This is a genomic window from Sphingobium sp., from assembly GCF_003248505.1.
Classification (GTDB): Bacteria; Pseudomonadota; Alphaproteobacteria; order Sphingomonadales; family Sphingomonadaceae; genus Sphingobium.
The window spans coordinates 59,394-80,008 of record NZ_QFOA01000008.1; the positions used below are offsets into that span (position 1 = coordinate 59,394).

General features: G+C 66.7%; 20 protein-coding genes. 4 read left to right on the forward strand and 16 right to left on the reverse strand.

Annotated elements, in window-relative coordinates; translation table 11 throughout:
- Positions 1 to 39: 39 nt before the first annotated feature.
- The gene (locus DI606_RS05560; RefSeq protein ID WP_293980437.1) at positions 40 to 1,710 is read left to right on the forward strand and encodes an alkaline phosphatase family protein; all 1,671 of its coding nucleotides are present in this window, start codon (positions 40 to 42) and stop codon (positions 1,708 to 1,710) included.
- Here DI606_RS05560 and epsC read toward each other — a convergent pair whose 3' ends face one another.
- The 8 genes from epsC to DI606_RS05600 all read right to left on the reverse strand — a co-directional run bounded on the left by epsC (position 1,711) and on the right by DI606_RS05600 (position 9,951).
- Positions 1,711 to 2,718, reverse strand: a complete 1,008-nt coding sequence (gene epsC, locus DI606_RS05565; protein ID WP_293980438.1) for a serine O-acetyltransferase EpsC — start codon at positions 2,716 to 2,718, stop codon at positions 1,711 to 1,713.
- Positions 2,719 to 2,809: 91 nt separating this feature from the next.
- Positions 2,810 to 4,138, reverse strand: a complete 1,329-nt coding sequence (locus DI606_RS05570; protein WP_293980440.1) for an ATP-binding protein — start codon at positions 4,136 to 4,138, stop codon at positions 2,810 to 2,812.
- Complete coding sequence (locus tag DI606_RS05575; RefSeq protein WP_293980441.1) at positions 4,135 to 4,845, reverse strand: response regulator transcription factor; 711 nt, start codon at positions 4,843 to 4,845, stop codon at positions 4,135 to 4,137. The genes DI606_RS05570 and DI606_RS05575 overlap by 4 nt, the downstream gene beginning before the upstream one ends.
- Before the next feature lie 151 nt (positions 4,846 to 4,996).
- Entirely contained in the window at positions 4,997 to 5,854 is an 858-nt protein-coding gene (locus DI606_RS05580) for a TorF family putative porin (protein ID WP_293980442.1), read from the reverse strand.
- 246 nt (positions 5,855 to 6,100) lie between these two features.
- Entirely contained in the window at positions 6,101 to 7,597 is a 1,497-nt protein-coding gene (locus tag DI606_RS05585) for a SulP family inorganic anion transporter (protein WP_293980444.1), read from the reverse strand.
- 3 nt (positions 7,598 to 7,600) lie between these two features.
- Entirely contained in the window at positions 7,601 to 8,299 is a 699-nt protein-coding gene (locus DI606_RS05590; RefSeq protein ID WP_293980445.1) for a carbonic anhydrase, read from the reverse strand.
- 172 nt (positions 8,300 to 8,471) lie between these two features.
- Entirely contained in the window at positions 8,472 to 9,209 is a 738-nt protein-coding gene (locus DI606_RS05595; RefSeq protein WP_293980488.1) for a response regulator transcription factor, read from the reverse strand.
- A gap of 169 nt (positions 9,210 to 9,378) precedes the next feature.
- Positions 9,379 to 9,951, reverse strand: a complete 573-nt coding sequence (locus tag DI606_RS05600; RefSeq protein WP_367119459.1) for a hypothetical protein — start codon at positions 9,949 to 9,951, stop codon at positions 9,379 to 9,381.
- Between the two features lie 175 nt (positions 9,952 to 10,126).
- Between DI606_RS05600 and DI606_RS05605 the strand changes: the two genes are divergently transcribed.
- The gene (locus DI606_RS05605; RefSeq protein WP_293980446.1) at positions 10,127 to 11,095 is read left to right on the forward strand and encodes a magnesium and cobalt transport protein CorA; all 969 of its coding nucleotides are present in this window, start codon (positions 10,127 to 10,129) and stop codon (positions 11,093 to 11,095) included.
- A 4-nt stretch (positions 11,096 to 11,099) separates the two neighbouring features.
- On the opposite strand, the gene DI606_RS05610 is transcribed toward DI606_RS05605, so the two are convergent.
- From DI606_RS05610 to DI606_RS05645, 8 genes are all read right to left on the reverse strand, one after another.
- On the reverse strand, positions 11,100 to 11,783 hold the full coding sequence (locus DI606_RS05610) for a Fe2+-dependent dioxygenase (protein WP_293980448.1): 684 nt from the start codon (positions 11,781 to 11,783) through the stop codon (positions 11,100 to 11,102).
- Between the two features lie 4 nt (positions 11,784 to 11,787).
- Complete coding sequence (locus DI606_RS05615; RefSeq protein WP_293980450.1) at positions 11,788 to 12,552, reverse strand: energy transducer TonB; 765 nt, start codon at positions 12,550 to 12,552, stop codon at positions 11,788 to 11,790.
- A gap of 59 nt (positions 12,553 to 12,611) precedes the next feature.
- Positions 12,612 to 12,884 carry a ribbon-helix-helix domain-containing protein gene (locus DI606_RS05620; RefSeq protein WP_293980452.1) on the reverse strand — a complete coding sequence of 91 codons (273 nt, stop codon included), beginning with the start codon at positions 12,882 to 12,884 and terminating at the stop codon, positions 12,612 to 12,614.
- Positions 12,884 to 13,606 carry an acetoacetyl-CoA reductase gene (gene phbB, locus DI606_RS05625; RefSeq protein ID WP_293980454.1) on the reverse strand — a complete coding sequence of 241 codons (723 nt, stop codon included), beginning with the start codon at positions 13,604 to 13,606 and terminating at the stop codon, positions 12,884 to 12,886. The genes DI606_RS05620 and phbB overlap by 1 nt, the downstream gene beginning before the upstream one ends.
- Positions 13,607 to 13,633: 27 nt before the next feature.
- Positions 13,634 to 14,635: a ferrochelatase gene (gene hemH, locus DI606_RS05630; RefSeq protein WP_293980456.1), complete on the reverse strand. Its 1,002-nt coding sequence runs from the start codon at positions 14,633 to 14,635 to the stop codon at positions 13,634 to 13,636.
- Positions 14,632 to 16,914: a molybdopterin cofactor-binding domain-containing protein gene (locus DI606_RS05635; RefSeq protein ID WP_293980458.1), complete on the reverse strand. Its 2,283-nt coding sequence runs from the start codon at positions 16,912 to 16,914 to the stop codon at positions 14,632 to 14,634. The genes hemH and DI606_RS05635 overlap by 4 nt, the downstream gene beginning before the upstream one ends.
- 39 nt (positions 16,915 to 16,953) lie before the next feature.
- Positions 16,954 to 17,388 (reverse strand): CoA-binding protein, encoded by a 435-nt coding sequence (locus DI606_RS05640; RefSeq protein WP_293980460.1) that lies wholly within the window; start codon positions 17,386 to 17,388, stop codon positions 16,954 to 16,956.
- Between the two features lie 145 nt (positions 17,389 to 17,533).
- Entirely contained in the window at positions 17,534 to 18,496 is a 963-nt protein-coding gene (locus tag DI606_RS05645) for an Mrp/NBP35 family ATP-binding protein (RefSeq protein ID WP_293980462.1), read from the reverse strand.
- A 74-nt stretch (positions 18,497 to 18,570) separates the two neighbouring features.
- Between DI606_RS05645 and hflK the strand changes: the two genes are divergently transcribed.
- Entirely contained in the window at positions 18,571 to 19,695 is a 1,125-nt protein-coding gene (hflK, locus tag DI606_RS05650) for an FtsH protease activity modulator HflK (protein WP_293980464.1), read from the forward strand.
- Positions 19,695 to 20,540: a protease modulator HflC gene (gene hflC / locus DI606_RS05655; protein WP_293980466.1), complete on the forward strand. Its 846-nt coding sequence runs from the start codon at positions 19,695 to 19,697 to the stop codon at positions 20,538 to 20,540. The genes hflK and hflC overlap by 1 nt, the downstream gene beginning before the upstream one ends.
- The last annotated feature ends 75 nt before the right edge of the window (positions 20,541 to 20,615 follow it).

Genomic DNA, 20,615 nt, shown 5'->3' on the forward strand with positions numbered 1-20,615 from the left:
GCTCCCCACCCGCCGTCAAGGCACCGGAAGGTCATAGTCATGCTGAAAAAAGTCGCCGCCGCCCTGCTGATCGCCACTGCCATGCCGCTGGCGGCGCAGGAACCCTCACCCGCGCCCGTGGTGGCGACGGCCATGCCCGCGTCCCCGCCCAAGCTGATCGTCGCGATCAGCGTCGATCAGTTTTCCGCCGATCTGTTCAGCGAATATCGGCAATATTATACCGGCGGCCTCAAGCGACTGGCGCAGGGCGGCGTCGTCTTCCCGCGCGGTTACCAGAGCCATGCCGCGACGGAGACCTGCCCCGGACACTCGACCATCCTGACCGGCAGCCGTCCGTCCCGCACCGGGATCATCGCCAACACCTGGTTCGATCTGTCGACCGCGCGCGCCGACAAGGCAGTCTATTGCGCGGAGGACGAAACGAAGCCGGGCAGCAGCAGCGACAAATATGAAGCGTCGCCCATCCATCTGCGCGTGCCGACTCTGGGCGGGCGGATGAAGGCCGCCAACCCGGCGACACGGGTGGTGTCCGTATCGGGCAAGGACCGCGCGGCGATCATGATGGCCGGGCCGACCGCCGATCAGGTCTGGTGGCTGGGCGGTCCGCAAGGCTATGTGAGCTACAAGGGCGTCGCGACGCCGCCGCTGGTGGCGAAGGTGAACGCCGTGCTGGCGCAGCGACTGGCGAAGGCCAATGCGGGCTTCGACATGCCCATGCAGTGCGCGGCCAAGGACTTCCCGGTGCGTGCAGGCGACCGCACCGTCGGCACCGGTCGTTTCGCGCGGGCGGCGGGCGATTATAAGGGCTTTCGCATATCGCCCGAACAGGACGCGATGACGCTGGCCTTCGCCGCCGCCGCGATCGAGACCATGGACCTTGGCAAGCAGGCGCAGACCGACATTATTTCCATCGGGCTGTCGGCGACCGACTATATCGGCCACACCTACGGCACCGAAGGCACGGAAAGCTGCATTCAGGTCGACCGGCTGGACAAGGAACTGGGCGCGTTCTTCGACCGATTGGACAAGGACGGCATCGACTATGTGGTGGTGCTGACCGCCGACCATGGCGGCCACGACCTGCCCGAGCGGCACCGGATGAACGCCATGCCGATGGAGCAGCGCGTCGACATGGCGCTGACGCCCAAGGCATTGTCGGACGCCGTGGCGGCGAAGGCGGGCCTGGCAGGCAGGAAAGTCATCTGGGGCGACGGTCCTGCGGGCGACCTTTATTTCGACAAGGGGCTGACCCCCGCGCAGCGCGCGCGGGTGGAGGCCGAAACGCTCAAGCTGTTGCGTGCGCATCCGCAGGTCGAAACGGTGTTCACCAAGGCGCAGATCGCCGCCGCGCCGTCCCCTTCAGGCCCGCCCGAAAGCTGGACGCTGCTTCAGGAAGCGCGGGCGAGCTTCGATCCCGAGCGGTCGGGCGACCTGCTGCTGCTGCTGAAACCCCGCGTCATGTCGATCCCCGAGCAGGCGGTGATGGGGAGCGTCGCCACGCACGGGTCGCCGTGGGACACCGACCGCCGCGTGCCGATCCTGTTCTGGCGCAAGGGTATCCGGCATTTCGAGCAGCCGCTGGGCGTCGAGACGGTGGACATCATGCCAACGCTCGCCGCGCTGATCCGCCTGCCGGTGCCCGCGGTCGAGATCGACGGCCGCTGCCTCGACCTCATCGCGGGCGATGGCGACAGTTGCGCTGCGCGATAGTCAGATATTCTCCCCCACCCCGTCCGTGCCTTCGACCATGGCATGGACGCGGTGCGGGGCGGACACTTCGACACGGCTGGTGACTTCATATTGCGCCTTGGCCTGCCGGACGTTGCTGTCCGCAGGCACGCTGTCGGTCAGCCAGACATTGCCGCCGATGACCGAGCGACTGCCCACGATGATGCGCCCCAGGACCGTCGCCCCGGCGTAGATCACCACGTCGTCCTCGATGATCGGGTGGCGGGGCACGGCCTTTTCCAACCGCCCCTTTTCGTCCGATGGAAAGCTGCGCGCGCCCAGCGTCACGCCCTGATACAGCCGCACCCGGTCGCCCACGATGGCGGTTTCGCCGATGACGACGCCGGTGCCATGGTCGATGAAGAAGCTGTGGCCGATACGCGCGCCGGGATGGATGTCGATCCCGGTCTTGCCATGCGCGATTTCCGACACGATGCGCGCCACCAGCGGCGCGCCCAGCACATGCAGCCGGTGGGCGAGCCGGTGATGGATGATCGCCAGCATCGAGGGGTAGCAGATCAGCACTTCATCGACGCTGCGCGCGGCAGGATCGCCGAGGAAGGCCGCGTCCACGTCCGTGTCGAGCAGTTCGCGCAGACCCGGCAGGCTTTGCGCGAAGCCGCCGATGATGCGCGCGGCTTCTGCGTCCACGATCTGCGCAGGCTCGTCCTTCAGCGCGTAGATGAGTTCGAGGCGGATCTGGCCGTAGAGGCGGCTCAGCACCGTCTGGAGCGTTTCGGCGACGAACGCGTCCTCATTATGGAGGCGCACGAAACTGGGGCCGAGGCGCAGCGGGAAGAGCGCACCGCACAGCGCCTGCATGATCTTGGTCAGATTGTCGCGCGAGGGAAAGCCTTCCGCGCCATATTCGGCGTGATGCTGCTGCGCCTGGCGCCAGCGGGCGCGCGCGGCGCTCAAGTCCGCGACCAGTTGGTCCACGTCCCAATATCCCTCGACGATGCGGTCGTCCTCCGGTCGGTCAGCTATCATGGTCGCCTCAATTCTTTCAGACTGAGGGACATAGCCCGCCATCAGCCTGCCCGATAAACGGGTTTTATTGGCCGATCGATAATTTCTCTTTCTAGGTCCGCTTGCCGCCGCGCGGCAGGATGAGGCAGATTTCCGCCCGCAGCCCGCCCTCCGGGCGGTTGGCGAGCGTCAGGCGACCGCCTTCGGCGGCAACGGTCTTGTGCACCACGGCAAGGCCAAGCCCAAGGCCATGCGTATTGCGTTGCCGCGCGTCGTCGAGGCGGGAAAAGGGCCGCAGCACCTCCTCCAGCCGGTCGCGCGGGATGCCGGGGCCATCGTCTTCGACCCGGATCAGCACTTCCTCGCCCTTCCGGTCGACCGATACGCGAGCGCGCTCGCCATAATGGAGTGCGTTCTCGATAAGGTTGCGCACCGCGCGGCGCAGCGACAGCGCGCGCACGTCCATTTCCAGATGGTCGAGCCCGTCATAGGTCACATCCTGGCCATGATCCTGGAAGGCGTCGACGATGGTGGCCACCGTCACCGCAATGTCGGTACGGACGGGGGTTTCGGGATCCTGCTCCCCACCCAGATAGGGGAGCAGCGATTCGAGCATCGCCCCCATTTCCTCCAGGTCCTGGCCCATCGCCTCCTGCACTTCGGGATCGCGCACCGATTCGAGGCGCAGGCGCAGGCGCGACAGCGGGGTGCGCAGGTCGTGGCCGACCGCCGCGAGCGTTTCGGTGCGCTCGTCGATCAGGCGATGGATGCGCCCCTGCATCGCGTTGAAGGCGGTGATGAGGTTGCGCACGTCGCTGGTGCCCGCTTCGGGGACGATGACTTCGGACCCGCGCCCGATCCGGTGCGTCGCATGGGTGAGATCGCGCAGCGGCGCGAGCGTGCGGCGGATGAGCAGCCAGCCCGCGACAAGCAGCGCCAGCACCGGGATGAGCGCCATGCCCATGCGACCGATGGTGAAGGCCCATCTGCCGCCATTGTGGCGCATCCCGAAATAGAGCCAGCTTTCGTCGGGCAATTGCAGCCCGCCGTTGATTTCCGAATGCCGCCCCGGCGAGATGCGCAGCCACAGGCCCGATCGTTCCAGCCCCGGTTCCCACGTCACGATCTGCCGCCGCATCCGCTCCAGTTCGGGCGAGAGCGGCGGCGGGGGCGGTGCCGCCGGAGACCAGTGCACGTCATAGCGGTCGGTCGTGAGTTGAAGGCCAAGCGCGGGCCGTTCGTCGCGCGGCTGTTCGGCAAGCAGCTTGCGCGCGATGACGAGATGTTCGGCGAGCCGCCGGGCCTCGTCGTCCTGGAGCGAAAGCTGGCTCGCCCGTTCGTAGATGAGAGCGCCAACTGCGAATTCGAGCGTCACCGTCAGCAGGAGGATCGCGAAGAGACGGCCAAGAAGGCCGAGCGACCCTCTGAAATGCAGGTTCAAGCGCGCGTGACCTCGGCATTGAACATGTAGCCGACGCCGCGCACGGTGGTGATCGGCGCCCCATTGTCCTGCGTCGTGAGCTTGCGGCGCAGGCGGCTGACCAGCACGTCGATGCTGCGGTCGGAGCTGTCGCCCATCCGGGTGCGCGACAGTTCGATCAGGCGCTCGCGCGCGATCACGCGCTGCGGATGGCTGAGGAAGGAGCCGAGGAGGTCGAATTCCGCGCCGGTGAGTTCCACGACCGCGCCGGTGGGCGAGCGCAGTTCGCGGCGGGGGAAATTGACGCTCCATCCCTCGAAATGAGCTTCGCTCTCGCGATGGTCGTCCGGGCCGCGCTCCACGCCGACGCGGCGCAGGATGGCGCGGATGCGGGCGATGAGTTCGCGCGTGCCGAAAGGCTTGGGCAGATAATCGTCCGCCCCCAGTTCCAGACCCACGATGCGGTCGGTCTCGCTGCCCTTGGCGCTGATGAAGATGATCGGCACGTCGCTCTTGCGCCGGATCTGGCGGCAAAGGTCGATGCCGTTGGTGCCCGGCAGCATCACGTCGAGAACGACCAGATCGACCGGTCCCGCCTCGAACGCGACCCACATTTCGGGACCGGAGGATGCCGGGCGCACCTGATAGCCATGCTCCTGAAGGGCACGGGCGGTGAGAGTGCGCAGCGGCGGATCGTCCTCGACCAGGATGATCGACGGAGCGGTCATGATTTCGTCAACGCAACATGGATCATGTCCGGGGGGATACGGCGCGCCCGGCCGCGGGTCAACCGCGCCGGGGGCCGATGCGGGCGAGCAACAATTTGTCACAGGCCCGAGCGGGCACCGGACCGGACGAACCGGCCCGATGCCCGTGCGATCAGAAGGCCGCGGTGAGCGAGAAGACGACCGTGCTGCGCGCGATCGACTTGCCCGCATTGTCGGCATCCACCACCGAGAAGTTGGGGCGCAGATAATTTTCCTCGACCCGCGCGATGTCGGTATCGACATAAGCGATGCTGGCGGTGAGCGGCGTGCCGGGAATGGCAAGGTCCGCACCGACGAGCCAGTCGAGATATTTGCCGGTGGGCGCGACCGACGTGCCGTTGGGGCCGAGGCCCGAATTGCCCTTCGACCAGCCGAGATGCGCCTTCAGCGATACAGGCGTTTCGGGGATAGCCGCGCTCACGTCGCTCCAGACGTAGAGATTGTCGTTCTTCTTGCCCGGGCTGTCGGGGATGCCGGTCGCATAGCTGGCGGCATTGTTATACCATTTGCCCAGCGCCTGCTGCTTGGGCGCATAGGCGACGCCGACCAGGCCCTTGACCGGGCCGAACTGGTGCGAAAGCTTCGCGTAGGGTTCGGCGAAGTCGGTCTTGCTGGCGCCCGAGGGATACATGTACCAGGTGAGGCCAACGTCGAGGGTCGAGCCTTCGCCCAGCGGCATCGAGTAGCCGCCGATCAGGTCGAGTTCCATGTTGGACCCGCCGAACGTGCCCCAACCCGACAGGTTGGACGCCCAGGTGCCGACATAGAAGCCGCTTTCGTGCGTTACCGTGAAGCCGCCCTGCACCGCCATGCCGCGATCGGTTTGCGACACGCCGCGCAGACGGTAATCGGAGGTCAGGCCGACGCTGCCGGTGACTGTGATGGGCTTCGTGGGTGCTTCCTGTGCGAAAACCGGAGCGCTGGAGAGAAGCGCGATGGCGGCACAAGCGATTTTATACTTCATGAACATTCCCCTTTTACGAAAGAATGTTCCGTCCTCCTTCCGGGACCCGACGATCTGTTGCGCCGTCAGTATCACCGAACAGGTGCTGGATAGGCGCAAACGCCCCCTTGGGGAAAGATGTTTTTCTTGCAGCTGCGAAAAGCCCACCATCCATGTTGCGCGACTGCAACATTTCGGTGTCGCGACGATGCGAAAAGGGCCGCCGCGACGGAACGCGGCGGCCCTGTCGTGCCGGAGTTTTTCAAAGGCGCGTCAGGTAACGATCTGGCGCAGGCGTCCGGTCGCGCCGAACAGTTCGACGGTCTCCCCCGCCCCACGCCGCCGCGTCACCCATTCTCGCAGCATTTCGGCGCAAGTGTGGTCGATATGGCCGAGCCGCTCGACATTCAGGATGACGAGGCCCTTGGCCGGAAGCGCTTCGAGCCGGGCCGACAGCTTGGGAAGGCTGAGGAAGGTGGCCGAACCCTGCAACGCCACTTCCTGCGCCTCGCCCCGCTCGGCCTGCTGCACGTCGAGGCCGAGGCGGCGGGCGTGGGGCAGCAGTTCCAGCAGCGACAGGCCGATACCCACGAGCACGCCGGTCAGCAGATCGGTAGTCACGACGCAGATCAGCGTCGCGGCCCACACGATGGCGGGCAGCGGGCCGTAGAGGTGGAAGAGATGCTTGACGTGCGAGAGGCTGACCAGACGCACGCCGGTGATGACCAGCACGCCCGCGAGCGCCGCCATCGGGATTTCGCGCAGCAGCCAGGGCAACAGCGCGACGAAGCCGAGAATCCAGACGCCGTGGAGGATGGTGGACAGGCGCGAGGTCGCGCCTGCCTGCACGTTCGCGGAGGAACGGACGATCACGCCCGTCATCGGCAGCGCGCCCGCAAAGCCGCACAGCAGGTTGCCGACGCCCTGCGCGCTCAATTCCTGGTTATAGTTGGTGCGCACGCCATTGTGCATCCGGTCGACCGCCGCCGCCGAGAGCAGGGTTTCCGCGCTGGCGATGAAGGCGATGGCGATGGCGGTGGTGAGGATCGCGGGATTGAGCAACTGCGCGACGAGGCCGTCGTCCGGCAGGGTCACGGCGGCGACGATGCTTTCGGGCACCGCCACGCGAGCGACCGGCAGGCCGAGGAAGAAGGCGACCAGCGTCGCGGTGACCACGCCCACCAGCGCGCCGGGCAGGAGCTTGAGGGCAGCGGGCCGGAATTTCTCCCAACCCAGCATCGCGAAGATGGTGACGAGGCCGACCGTGAAGGCGGTCGCCGCATCCTGATTGGACAGGCCCAGGATCTGGCCGGGCATGGCGATCAGGTTGTGCAGGCCGCTCGACAGGGGTTTGTCGTCGAAGAGGACGTGGAACTGGCCGACCACGATCAGGACGCCGATGCCCGCGAGCATTCCGTGCACGACCGCAGGCGATATGGCGCGGAACCAGCCGCCCACCCGCGCGATGCCAGCGACGACCTGAATCGCGCCGGCCAGGATGAGGATGGGACCGAGCGCGGACAGGCCCTGTTCGCGCACGATTTCGAAGACGATGACGGCAAGTCCTGCGGCAGGGCCGCTGACCTGGAGCGGGGAACCTGCGAAGAGGCCGACGATGATGCCGCCGATAATGCCGGTGATAAGCCCCTTTTCCGGCGGCACCCCCGACGCGACGGCAATGCCCATGCAGAGCGGCATGGCCACCAGAAACACGACGATCGACGCCGTGAAGTCGCGTCCGAAATTGACGCCGGAAAGGGCTTTCAACATGGTCTACTCCGCCGCGACGGCCAGGGAAGCATCGCCCGCGAGACGGCGGGCCTGGGGCAACGCGACCGGCATCTGTTCGCCTTCGCGCAGGGGGACGAAGCGACCGGTTTCGCCGTCGAGGCCAAGGACCTGACCTGCGTGGATGTCGACATACCAGCCATGCAGCGCGATTTCGCCGCGGGCGATACCGGACGCCACCGACGGATGGGTGCGCAGATGCGCAAGTTGCACCACGACATTTTCCAGCGCCATGTTGCGCAGCTTTTCACCGGCGCTAAGGTCGGCAGGGTAGTTTTCCTCGCACACCCTCTGGGCAGCGTGGCTGTTGCGCAGCCAGGCAGCGACGTTGGGCATGGTGGTCAGGTCAGCCTGGGTCGCGAGCGCCTTCATCGCGCCGCAGTCGCTGTGGCCGCACACGATGATGTCGCGCACGCCCAGCACCATGACGGCATATTCGACCGTGGCGGTGACACCGCCCAGCTGGCTGGCATGCGGGGGCACGATGTTGCCGGCGTTCCGGCAGACGAACAGATCGCCCGGTTCCGCCTGCATGATATGTTCGGGCACGATGCGCGAATCGGCGCAGGAGATCATCAGCGCCTTGGGGCTTTGCCCTTCGTTGGCCAGCTTGCTGTAGAGGCTGTTCTTGTCGGGATAGGTGTGCTTCTCGAAATTGAAGACGCGACCGATGAGCTCGTTCATGTATCCTGTCCTTCAAAAATGACGATGCCGATCCGGTGAAAGACCGGCTTAATCGTGAAGGATAGGCTACCGGTTTTGCTGCGTCGCAGCGGCTTTGTAATAAAGCGTGTCTAACGGTCGGGGGCGGTGGCGAAGGCCCGCCGACTGCCCTACTGCGCCGGTTTGAAGCGCGTCAGCTGCGGTCGACGGCGGCGCTGAACATGTAGCCCGCCCCCCTCACCGTCACGATCGGCGCATGGCGCCCCGCGACGCCGAGCTTGCGGCGCAGGCGGCTGACCAGCACGTCGATACTGCGATCCGACGAAGGCGCGTCGCGCACGCCCGCCAGTTCCATCAGTCGCTTGCGCGGAATGATGATGCGGGCGTGGTCGATGAACACCGCCAGCAGCGCGAATTCTGCGGCCGTCAGATGGATCGCGGCGCCGTCTGCCAAGGTGACTTCGCGGCGGGCGAAATCGACCGTCCATTCGTCGAATCGCGCCTGTTTCTGACCGCGCAGGCCCCGCACGCGATCGGCACCGCGCCGACGCAGGACAGCGCGCAGTCGCGCGGCGAGTTCGCGGGGCGAATAGGGTTTGGCCATGTAATCGTCCGCCCCCAGTTCCAGCCCGACGACGCGATCGACTTCGCTGCAATTGGCACCGACGAGGATGATGGGGACGTCGCTGCGTTCGCGCAGGTCGCGGCACAGGTCCATTCCGTCCGCACCGCGCAGGGCCGCATCCAGCACCACCGCGCCCACCCGCGCGCTGGACAAGGCATCGAAAACATCCCCGGCGGAGGTGGCGGGCAGCGTGCGAAACCCCGTCTGTTCCAAGTGGTCGTGCGTGGTTTCGCGCAATTCCCCCTGCGTTTCGGCAAGCAGGATAAGGGGGCTGACCGGGCGGGATCCAAGTTCGTGCAATGTCATCCTGTCTTCAGCGCCCGTCGATCCGGGCAGGCTCGCGATGAGGGGCCATGTGCGCTTCTCCTCCAACAGCCCCGCCGGTTCGAGACGCGAGGACCCGAGCCTGACTAGCGACAGAGCATGTCCGCCCTGTGGGTCGGGCATGACAAATTGTTGCTGACCGGTCGCGGCCTCACTGTGCCGCCTCCAGAGCGCGAACGGGCTCGTCCGCAAGGGCGTGGCCGACGACATGCGCCAGCCAGAGCGCATCCGCCCCGGCGCGGTGGCGCGTGGCGACCTGCGCGTCGGCCCGCGCGATGGCGGCGGCGATGACGGCGGACGGCGTCCCGGCCTCATCGAACACCATGCTCGCATGGTCGATGCGGAAAGCGGGCCGGGCTCCGGCGGCTTCCGCCAGCCGGTCGAGCCAATATTGGTCGAGACTGCTGTCGGACACCACGCGGCAGTCACCGACCGCCTGCGTCAATTCGGTCAGCACCTGCCCGACCGGCAGACCTTCGCACAGGATTCGCGCGCGGGACAGGCCATGCAACGCCTCCGCCTCCGCCGTCCAGTCCCACTCCAGCCAGCAGGCGGTGGGGCGGATCAGCCAGCTTCGGCTCATCCCCATCGTGGCGATGCCGACCTCGATAGGGAAGGAACGGCCATGGCGCGGCAGGCAGGATGCCTCGAAATCAATGGTCACGATGGTCAACGCGCAACTCCAGCACTCCTGTGCGACCGCCCCCATCCCCCAGGCGATCACACCGGCTCTCTTACCCCGCCTTTGCGCGCAACTATGTCAGGGTGAAGTCAACGGACCAGGGGGTTGCGGAAAAATCATAGGAAACGCCGCACAGGCGGGATGAAGCGCAAGACGCTCGCGACAGGGCAGCCGACTTCTGCTAGCGGCGCGCCAGGATTGAAGGACACCGCGCCGCATGACCGTGATCGCCGCCTATCTCTATCGCCACGGCCAGCGCGTGCGCGCTGTCCCGATCGACCAGCGCACCCCTTGCGCCAAGGACAAGTCGGAGTTCATCTGGATCGGCGTCGCCGACCCGACCCGCGCGGAAATGCAGACGCTGGCGCGCACCTACGACCTGCATCCGTTGGCGGTCGAGGACGCAATCAACGCCAATCAATTGCCCAAGGTCGACGTCTATGGCGACCAGCTGTTCGTCGTCGCGCGCACCGCGCATATCGAGGACGACGTCATCCATTACGGCGAAACCGCGCTGTTCATAGGGCAGGACCACATCATCAGCGTGCGGCACGGATCGGCGCGCGCGCACCTGCAACTGCGTGCCGAGCTGGAAGCGGTACCGCAACGGCTGGCGCAGGGAGTGGACTATGTCGCCCACGCGATCCTCGACTTCATCGTCGACGGCTATCTGCCGATCATCGAGGGGATCGAGGAGGAAGTGCTGGCGATGGAGCAGCAGATGCTGGACCATTTCCTCAGCCGGGACGAAGTCACGCGCATCTTCAACCTGCGGCGCGAACTGATTCGCTTTTCCCGCATCCTCGTGCCGATGGGGGAAGTCGCGACCAAGTTCGTGAAGCTCGACCTGCCCTGCGTCGATCCCGAAGCGAGGCTTTATTTCAGCGACGTGCGCGACCATGTGCGGCGCGTCCAGACGATGGTCGAAGACCTGCGCGAGATATTGAGCGGCGTGTTCGAATCGTCGAACCTGCTGGAGCAGCAACGCACCGGCGACATCACGCGCCAGCTTGCCGCATGGGTCGCGATCCTGGCGGTTCCGACCGCGATTGCCGGGATATACGGCATGAATTTCGAGCATATGCCCGAATTGCGCACTCGCTATGGCTATTTCGTGGTGCTGGGCGTGATCGCGGTGATCTGCACGATCCTCTACGCCCGGTTCAAGAAGCTCAAATGGCTGTAGGCGCTCAGGCGTCGGCCCAGCGGCGCAGGAGATTGTGATAGACGCCGGTCAGGCGGATGACTTCGGCATGGTCCTGCCCCAGTTGCGCGGCGACGCCCTGCACCGCGCGGTCCAGATCGAACAGCATCTGCCGCGCCGCATCGTCGCGCACCATCGACTGGAGCCAGAAGAAGCTGGCGACGCGGCGACCGCGCGTCACCGGTTCGACCCGGTGCAGCGAGGACGATGGGTAGAGCACCGCATGGCCTGCAGGCAGCTTCACCTGCTGGACGCCGAAATGGGTTTCGATGGTGAGTTCACCGCCGTCATAGGCGTCCGGCTGTTCGAGGAACAGCGTCATGGAAAGGTCGGAGCGGACGCGAAATCCGGTCCCGGACTGGACGCGCACGGCATTGTCGACATGGACGCCGAACGCCTGCCCGCCCGCATAGCTGTTGAAGAGCGGCGGAAATATCCTGAGCGGCAACGCGGCGGCGATGAAGAGCGGCGACCGACCGAGCGCATCCAGCACCATCTGCCCCGCCTGGCGCGCGGCGGCGCAGTCCTCCGGCAACTGCAAGTTGCGCTTGGCGAGCGCGGACTGTGGGCCCGACGTGACATTGCCGTCCACCCAGTCCGCCGCATCGATAAGCGCGCGAATGGCCGCGACGCCCGCCGCGTCGAGCAGGTCGGGAATGGCGATCAGCATGGGGTCAGGCCGCGCCCGATTTCAGCACGAAGGGAATGTCCACGGTGCCGCGCACCCGCACCGGCTGGCCGCCGCGCAGGGTAGGCTTCCAGCGCCATCCCCTGACCGCATCGCGGGCCGCATCGTCGAGACGGGTAAAGCCGCTGCTTTGCGCGATGCCGATGCTCTCGACCGATCCGTCGAGGTCGAGCACCAGCGCGAGCGAGACGGTGCCCTGCTCGCGCTTGCGGCGGCTTTCGATCGGATAGCGGGGCGGCTTGCCCGACACCATCTGCGCGCCGAGGTCGCTCGCCTGCACGATGGCGGGGGGCGCGGGCGGCGCCGGGGGCGAAGCGACCGGCGCGGGCGACGGCGGGGCGGCGGCGGGCGTTGCGGCGACCGCGACCGGAACGGGCGTGGTCTGCACTTGCGGCGTGACGGCAACGGGTGTCCGCACCATCGGCGCGGGAGCCGCGACCTCCGGCTGCGCGGGGGGCGGGGGCGTATCGGCAGCAGGCGGCGGAGGGGACGGCGGCGTCAGGTTGACGACCGTGAGCTTGGCGTCCTGTCGCCTTTGCACATCGTTGCGGACCTGGAGGAACAGGGCGAGGAGAAGCCCATGGGCAAGGACGATCGAGAGGATCGCCAGCAGGTTCGGGCGTGCATCCGACCCGTAGCGGGCGGCGGCGGGCGGCGCAGACGAAAAAGCGCGCCGAGGCTTCACCTGTTCGATGGGCTCGAACGGATCGGTCCGGTCGTCGTCTAACGCGCGGCTTGCGACTTGAAGCATGGCCTGCCTCCCTTCGCCGCCGCCATAACGCCAACACTAATGCGAATCAATTGCGCTATTTAATCAGAGTTTTTCCTGCCTGCCCGGGCGAATAGCCAGCAGCGTATCGCGCTCGCCAGATTGGGGGTGGAGGATGCCGCCAGCCGGGCGGAGTCGATCCGGGCGATCAGGGCATTGATCGGCAGTTGCTCGTCCGCCGCAGCCCGGCGCAGCGCGTCCCAGAAGATCGGCTCCAGACTGATCGCAGTCTGGTGTCCGGCGATGGTGACACTGCGCTTGACCGGTGGCGCGAAGGGCGGCGCGGACGCCATGTCGGAGCCGCCCTCCCCCATCAATACATATGCTGGCCGCCGTTGATCGACAGCGTGCTTCCCGTCACGAAGCCGCCATCCTCGCTGCAAAGAAAGGCAACGCCGCGTGCGATTTCATGCGCCTGGCCCAAACGACCGACAGGAATCTTGGCCACGATCTTTTCCAGCACGGCGGACGGAACGGCGGCGACCATGTCGGTGTCGACATAGCCGGGAGCGATGGCGTTGACGGTCACGCCGCTTTTCGCGCCTTCCTGCGCCAATGCCTTGGTAAAACCATGGATGCCCGATTTGGCGGCGGCATAGTTCACCTGCCCATATTGGCCCGCCTGCCCGTTGATCGACCCGATATTGACGATGCGGCCCCAGCCCCGCTCGCGCATCCCGCCGAAGGTCGCCTTGGCCATGTTGAAGCAACCGCCGAGGTTGATCCGCATGACTTCGTTCCAGTCGTCGAAGCTCATATTGGCGAGCACGCCGTCGCGGGTGATGCCGGCATTGTTGACGACGATATCGATCGGCCCCAGATCCTGCGCCACCTGCGCGCAACCGTCGAGGCAGGCCTGGTGATCGCCCACGTCCCACCGATAGGTCGCGATGCCGGTACGGTCGGTAAAGGCCTTGGCTCTTTCCTCATTCCCGCCATAGTTGGCAGCGACGGTATAGCCCATCTCCGTGAGCGCCAGGCTGATCGCTTCGCCGATGCCCCGCGTACCACCCGTCACGATCGCAACTCTCGACATATGCGCATCCTCTTTCTGGAAACAGGGTCAGTCCGTCCAACCCGACAGTTCTCGGCCCAGCAGCCTCTCGTACAGAGTGATAGCTTCGCCCGTCGCATTTAAACAGGGTAAATAGGCGAATTTCTCCCCGCCCTTCGCCAAAAAGGCATCCCTGGCCCGCAGCGCGATCTCTTCCAGCGTTTCAAGGCAGTCGGCGGCAAAACCCGGTGTCACGACAGCAACGTTCCGGACACCTTCGTCCACCAGTCTGGCAAGGGTCGATTCGGTTTCCGGCTCCAGCCATTTGGCGCGCCCGAAGCGGGACTGGAAGCTCATATGCACAGGCAGCGGCAATGCCTCGCGCAGCAGGCGGACGGTCTTGACCGACTGGCAATGATAGGGATCGCCCAGATGCAGCGTGCGTTCGGGCATCCCGTGGAAGCTGGCCAGCAGCGCGTCGGGCGTGAAGTCGAGTGCGGCGAGGTGACCTTCGATCGACGCCCTGAGCGCGGCGATATAGGCGGGATCGTCATGATAGGGCGGCAAGGTGCGGATGGCGGGCTGCCAGCGCATCGCCCCCAAGGCGGCGAAGGCGGCATCGTTGGCGGTAGCGGTCGTCGCGCCGCTATATTGGGGATAGAGCGGCGCCAGCAGGATACGCTCGCACCCGGCCTGCTTCATCGCGGCGAGGCGCGAGGCGATGGAGGGGTTGCCGTAGCGCATCGCCCAGTCGACCAGCACCCCCTGGCCCAGCGCCTGCTGCACGCCGAAGGCCGTGTCGCGCGTGTGGAAGGCGAGCGGCGATCCCCTGTCCGTCCACACCTGCGCATAGGCGTGGGCGGACTTTTTGGGGCGCGTCGTGAGGATCACGCCGCGCAGGATCGGCTGCCATATGAGCCTGGGTATTTCGACCACGCGAGGGTCTGAGAGAAATTCGGCGAGGTAACGCTTCACCGACCCGGGATCGGGACCGTCGGGCGTGCCGAGGTTGATGAGGAGCACACCCACACGCGGTGCGGGGATGGCGGGATGTCCGGGGGGAAGGGTCATGCCACGGCTCCTAGGGGAAGCGAGCGCAGCCTTTGCCCTGTCCATGTGTACAGGGCGTTGGCGATGGCGGGCGCGACCAGCGGCGCGGCCACGTCCACCACGCCCACCGGCGGCGCGGTGCTGCGGATGAGTTCGACGGTGACTTCGCCCACATCGCCAAGGCGGGGCAGGCCCATGCGGCCGAGGATCGCGCGGGTGGGAAGGCCCTTCGCATAGGGCACCGATGCGCCGGTGGCATATGCCAGGCCGTAGAGCAGGCCGCGTTCGACTTGCTGGCGCACGATGTCGGGATTGACGGCGTCGCCCGCATCGATGGCGGCGACGATGCGACTGACGTTGACGCGCGCTCCGGCCATTTCCGCCTCCACCATCACCGCGCCATAGGCCCCGCCGCCCATATGCGCGGCGATCCCCTGCCCGCTGCCGGCGATGCCGCCCTGCCACCCACCCATCGCGGCGGCGGTGGACAGGCAATGGGCGAGACGCGGATTGCCGCCCAGCATCTGGATGCGGAAGGACAGCGCCTCGATCTTGGCGAGATGGGCGAGTTCGTCGATGAAGCATTCGGTGAAGAACGCCCCGTGCAGCCGCGCATTGCCGGGCGCGAAGCCAAGGGCCAAGCCGACATCCGCCGGATAGTGATCGACCGCCCAGTTGGGAACGGCATAGGGCAGCGCCATGCCCGCGACGGCAAGCCGCGAGGCGGCGTCGGCAGCCCCGGCGGCGGCCTGCGCAGGGGTCTTGCGGTCGGCGATGCGAGCCCATGTCTGCGTCATGGCGCAGGGTGCAGCGACCTTCGCCTGCCAGCCTTCGATCGCGCCGTTGCGCCCGAGCTTGGCGGCCATGCGCGCACGGGCCGGAGCGGTGGGGCGATCCTGGATCACATCTTCCGCCCGCGACCAGAGAAGCTGCACCGGGCGGCCCATATCCTTTGAGAGCAAAGCGGCCTGGACGCCCGCGTCCCAGTCCATCGCCCGCCCGAACGATCCGCCCGCGTGCAGCGGATAAAGCGTGACCGCATCGGCAGGCAGGCCAAGCGCGTCGGCGATGGCGGTGCGGGCAAGGCCGGGGGCCTGTGTCGCCATCCAGACCTCCGCCCCCTGCGCCGTCACGCGCGCTGTGGCGCAGGGCGGTTCGAGTGCGAGGTGCATCCCGGCGTCGACCTGATATTCGCTGGCAAGAATGGTCGCCTTATCGAACACCGGAAGGAGATCGCCCTGCGCATAAAGGCGCTGGCCCGCACTGCCGGAGAAAGCCGCTTCGAGTGCGGCGTCGATCCCGTCGCTGTCCACGGGCTTGCCGCGCAGGGTGAAGACCGGATCGGCAAGGTCGAGCGCCTTGTTCGCCGCCCACCAGTTGCTCGCCACCGCCGCGACCCAGCGCTCCTGCTTGACGAGTTTCAGGAAGCCGGTGACGCGGGCGGGCGCCCGCTCGTCGAGACCCGCGAGGGTCGCGTCACCGATAGGCCCCTGCCGGATCGAGGCGAAGACCATGTCGGGCAGGCGGATGTCGGCGGCGAAATTATGGCTACCGTCAATCTTGGACGGGGTGTCGAGGCGGGGCAAGTCCTGGCCCGACAGGCGACCGTCCTGCCCCTGGCGATAGGGGAGGATCGCAGGCAGATCGAAGCCGGTCGCCTCGCCCGCCACGTCGCCGATCTTCATGCGGCGGTCGGCCCCATCGGTGATAAGGCCGTCCTGAATGTCGCAGCTTTCCCACGGAATTGCCCAGCGCGCTGCCGCCGCCTTGCACAGCAGAACCCGCGCCGCCGCCCCCGCATCGCGGCACGCGTCGTGAAACATAGGGACCGAGGTGCCGCCGCCCGTCAGCATCAGCGCGCTGCGGATCGCATATTGATCGATCGCCCAGTCCCCCGCCCCGCCCAAAAGGCGCGTCCAGTCGCTCGCGAGCCAGTCCTTTGCCAGTAGCGTGTTCGCGTAGAGCGGGCCGATGGGTGCGCTTTGCACCGCCACCGTGCGCCAGTCGGCGCCCAGTTCGTCGGCGACGATCTGCGGCAGCAAGGTCGTGACGCCCTGCCCCATTTCGGTCTGCGGCACCACGACGATCACCTGCCCCGACCGGTCGATCTTGAGAAAAGCGTCGAACACGGTTTCGTCCGGCCCGGCGTTGAGATTGGGTCGATAATTGCGCGGCCACACGCCCCATGCGACCAGCAGTCCAGCCACCGCGCCGCCGCCGATCAGCAGGCTGCGGCGGTCGATACCCTTTGTCCCTGTCGCACCCGGCCCTGCCGTGCGCTTTCGCGGTAAACGCCCCATGGGAGGACTGATAGAGGCGGGCGGCGGCGATGCCTAGCGCTATTGCGGCGAAATCGGCGTGACGCCCAAACGCGGAATTTCGATCGCCGGGCAGCGATCCATCACGACCTTGAGCCCGGCGGCTTCGGCGCGGGCGGCGGCAGCTTCGTTAACCACGCCGATCTGCATCCAGACCGACTTGGCGCCCGCCGCAATCGCGTCGTCCACCGCATCGCCAGCCGCTTCGCTGCGGCGGAAGATGTCGACCATGTCGATGGGCACGCCGATGTCGGACAGACGGCCCCAGACGAATTCGCCGTGCACATGCTCGCCCGCCAGTTGCGGGTTCACCGGCAGGACGCGGTAGCCATGGTGCTGAAGAAAGGCCATGACCGAATAGCTGGGCCGGTCGGGCCGGTCGGATATGCCGACGAGCGCGACGGTGCGGGTTTCGTCCAGCAGGGCGGCGATATCCTGCGCTACGGTAAGGGGCATGACGTGTCTCCTTCCCACACAAGATGGGACGCCGACAACGGGGCACAAGCGATAGCGGCACCGGTGCGCGGATCAAGCGCCGGGCAATGCTCGATATCGGACCGGCCGATGCCGATTCACCGCAGGCAGGACGGCGACGCCCTTTTCAGTTGGCCTTCAGCCATTCCGCGACCTTGCGCGCGACGGCCATGAAGGCGTCGGCATGGGGGCCCTCCCCCACCGCCGGAGGATCGCCCGCGTCGGAGCGGCGGCGGATGTCGATGGCGAGCGGGATGCGCCCCAGGAAGGGCGCGGACATGTCGCCCGCCGCATTCTCCGCCCCGCCCTGGCCGAAAGGGTCGGAGATTTCGCCGCAATGGGGACAGGCATAGCCCGCCATATTTTCCACGACGCCCACGATGGGCACGCCCGCCTGATCGAACAGGCTGACCGCACGGGTCGCGTCGATGAGGGCGAGGTCCTGCGGCGTGGAGACGATGACGGCACCGGCAGGCTTGTGCTTCTGCACCATCGACAGCTGAATGTCGCCGGTGCCGGGAGGCATGTCGACGACCAGCAGTTCGACCTCTCCCCAGTCGGCGTCGATGAGCTGTCCGAGCGCATTGCCCGCCATCGGCCCGCGCCAGGCGAGCGCCTTCCCCGGCTCCACGAGGTGCGCCATCGACAGCATCGGGATGTCGCACACGCCGCTGACGGGCACGAGCTTCTTGTCGTGGGCGACGGGCTTGCGGTCCTCGCTCCCCATGAGCTTCGCCTGCGAGGGACCGTAGATGTCGGCGTCGACAAGCCCGACTTTCACGCCCAGGCGGTGCAGGGCGACGGCGAGGTTGGCCGACAGGGTCGACTTGCCCACCCCGCCCTTGCCCGACGCGACCGCGAGGATGCGCAGCGCCTTGCGCTCCGCCGTTTCGACGATGCGTACGTCGCCGATGCCGGGAACGGTAAGGCCGCCCTCGCGGATCGCGGCGACCAGCCCTTCGCGCTGCCGGGCGCTGAGGCCCGCCACGTCGAGGACCAGCGTCATCACGCCGTCCTTCACGCGCGGGGCGCTGGCGCGTCCGTCGGTGAGGGCGGAAAGGCGGGCGGCAAAATCGGCAAGATCGGTCATGGCGGGACCCTCTAGGAAATTATCGCGGCCATGGGCACTGTTTTTCGGAACGCCATCTACCTATACAAGATGCCATGACAGGAAAATTCGGGTGGATACCCGCGATCGCAGCGATGGTCCAAGGCCCCTGGGGGGGCAAGAGTGACGGACCGGATGGAGACGGCAAGACAGGCGGCGACAGCGGCCCGCGCAATCCGTGGACCCAACCCGGTCGCCCCGGCGGCCCGCAGAAAGGCCCCTCCGCGATCGAGGAACTGCTGCGGCGCGGGCGCGAAAGCTTCGGCAACAACGGCGGCAATGGCGGGGGCGGGTTCGGCGGAATGCCCCCGCGCGCGTCCGGCAAGGCACTGTGGCCGATCGCCATCGGCATCATCGTGGTGCTGTGGCTGGTGCTGACCAGTTTCCATCGCGTCGGTCCGCAGGAACGCGGCGTCGTCACGCTGCTCGGCAAATACAGCCGGACCCTGACCCCCGGCATCAGCCTGACGCTCCCCGCCCCGTTCGAGGCGGTGACGACCGTGGATGTCGAGGAAATCCGCACGATCGACATCGGATCGGTCAGCGCGGAGGCGGAAAATCTGGTGCTGACCGGCGACCAGAACATCATCGACCTCGCCTATTCGGTGCGTTGGAACATCCGCAATCCCGAACTCTACCTGTTCCAGCTTTCGGACCCCGACGCGACCGTGCGCGAAGTCGCCGAAAGCGCAATGCGCGCCGTGCTGGCGAGCGTCAGCCTGGACGACGCGCTGGGCGCTGGCCGCACCAGCATCGAGCAGCAGGTCGAACAGCGGATGCAGGACATTCTCGACGGCTATAAATCGGGCATCCGTATCCAGGGCGTCGCGATCAAGCAGGCCGATCCGCCAACCGCCGTCAATGATGCGTTCAAGGCGGTGTCCGCGGCGCAGCAGACCGCGCAGACCTACCTCAACGAGGCGCGCGCCGCCGCCCAGCAGGTGACGGCCAAGGCGCAGGGCGAAGCCGCCGCCTTCGACAAGGTGTACGAGCAATACCGGCTGTCGCCCGAAGTCACGCGGCGGCGCATGTATTATGAAACCATGGAAGGCGTGCTGTCGAACGTCGACAAGACCATCGTCGAAGGAAACAATGTGACGCCCTATCTGCCGCTGCCCGAACTCAAGAAGCGCGCGCAGGCCGCCCCGGCGGACAGCGCCGCAAGCGAGGGGAACCGCTGATGGGCATCGCACGTCATCCCGTCGCGCTGGCGCTGATCGCGCTGTTCGCGCTGATCCTGCTGGGCAGCACCATCGCCATCGTGCCCGAAACCAAACAGGGCGTCGTGGTCCGCTTCGGCGATCCCAAGGCGATCATCAACCGCTACCGCGCGAACGAAAGCTTCGGCAACACCGGCGCCGGCATCATCATGCGCGTGCCCTTCGTCGACCAGATCGTCTGGATCGACAAGCGGGTTCTGTCGGTCGAAATGGAGCGGCAGCAGGTGCTTTCGACCGATCAGCTGCGGCTTCAGGTCGACGCCTTCGCCCGCTATCGCATCGTCGATCCGCTGCGCATGTACATCGCCGCGGGGAGCGAGGAACGCGTGTCCGACGCGCTCCGCCCGATCCTGGGGTCGGCGCTGCGCAACGAACTGGGCAAGCGGCCCTTCGCCGCGCTGCTCAGCCCCGAGCGGGGGCAGGTGATGCAGAATATCGAAACCGGCCTCAACCGCGTCGCCCGCCAATATGGCGCAGAGATCGTCGATGTGCGGATCAAGCGCGCCGACCTGCCCGACGGCACCCCGCTGGAAAGCGCGTTCACGCGGATGCGCACCGCGCGCGAGCAGGAAGCGCTGACCATCCGGGCGCAGGGCGCGAAGCAGGCACAGATCATCCGCGCCGAAGCGGACGCCAACGCGGCGCGCATCTATGCCGAAAGCTATGGCAAGGACCCGCAATTCTACGACTTCTACCGGGCCATGCAGAGCTATCGCTATACCTTCTCGCCCGACCGGACCGGGCAGACGAACATCATCCTTTCGCCCGACAACGAGTTCCTGAAACAATTCCAGGGACGGCGCTGAACGCCGCCCCGGATCATTACGGAACCAGCGTCATTCAAAGAGGGTTAAGGCAAGGCGGCGCATTTACAGGATCAG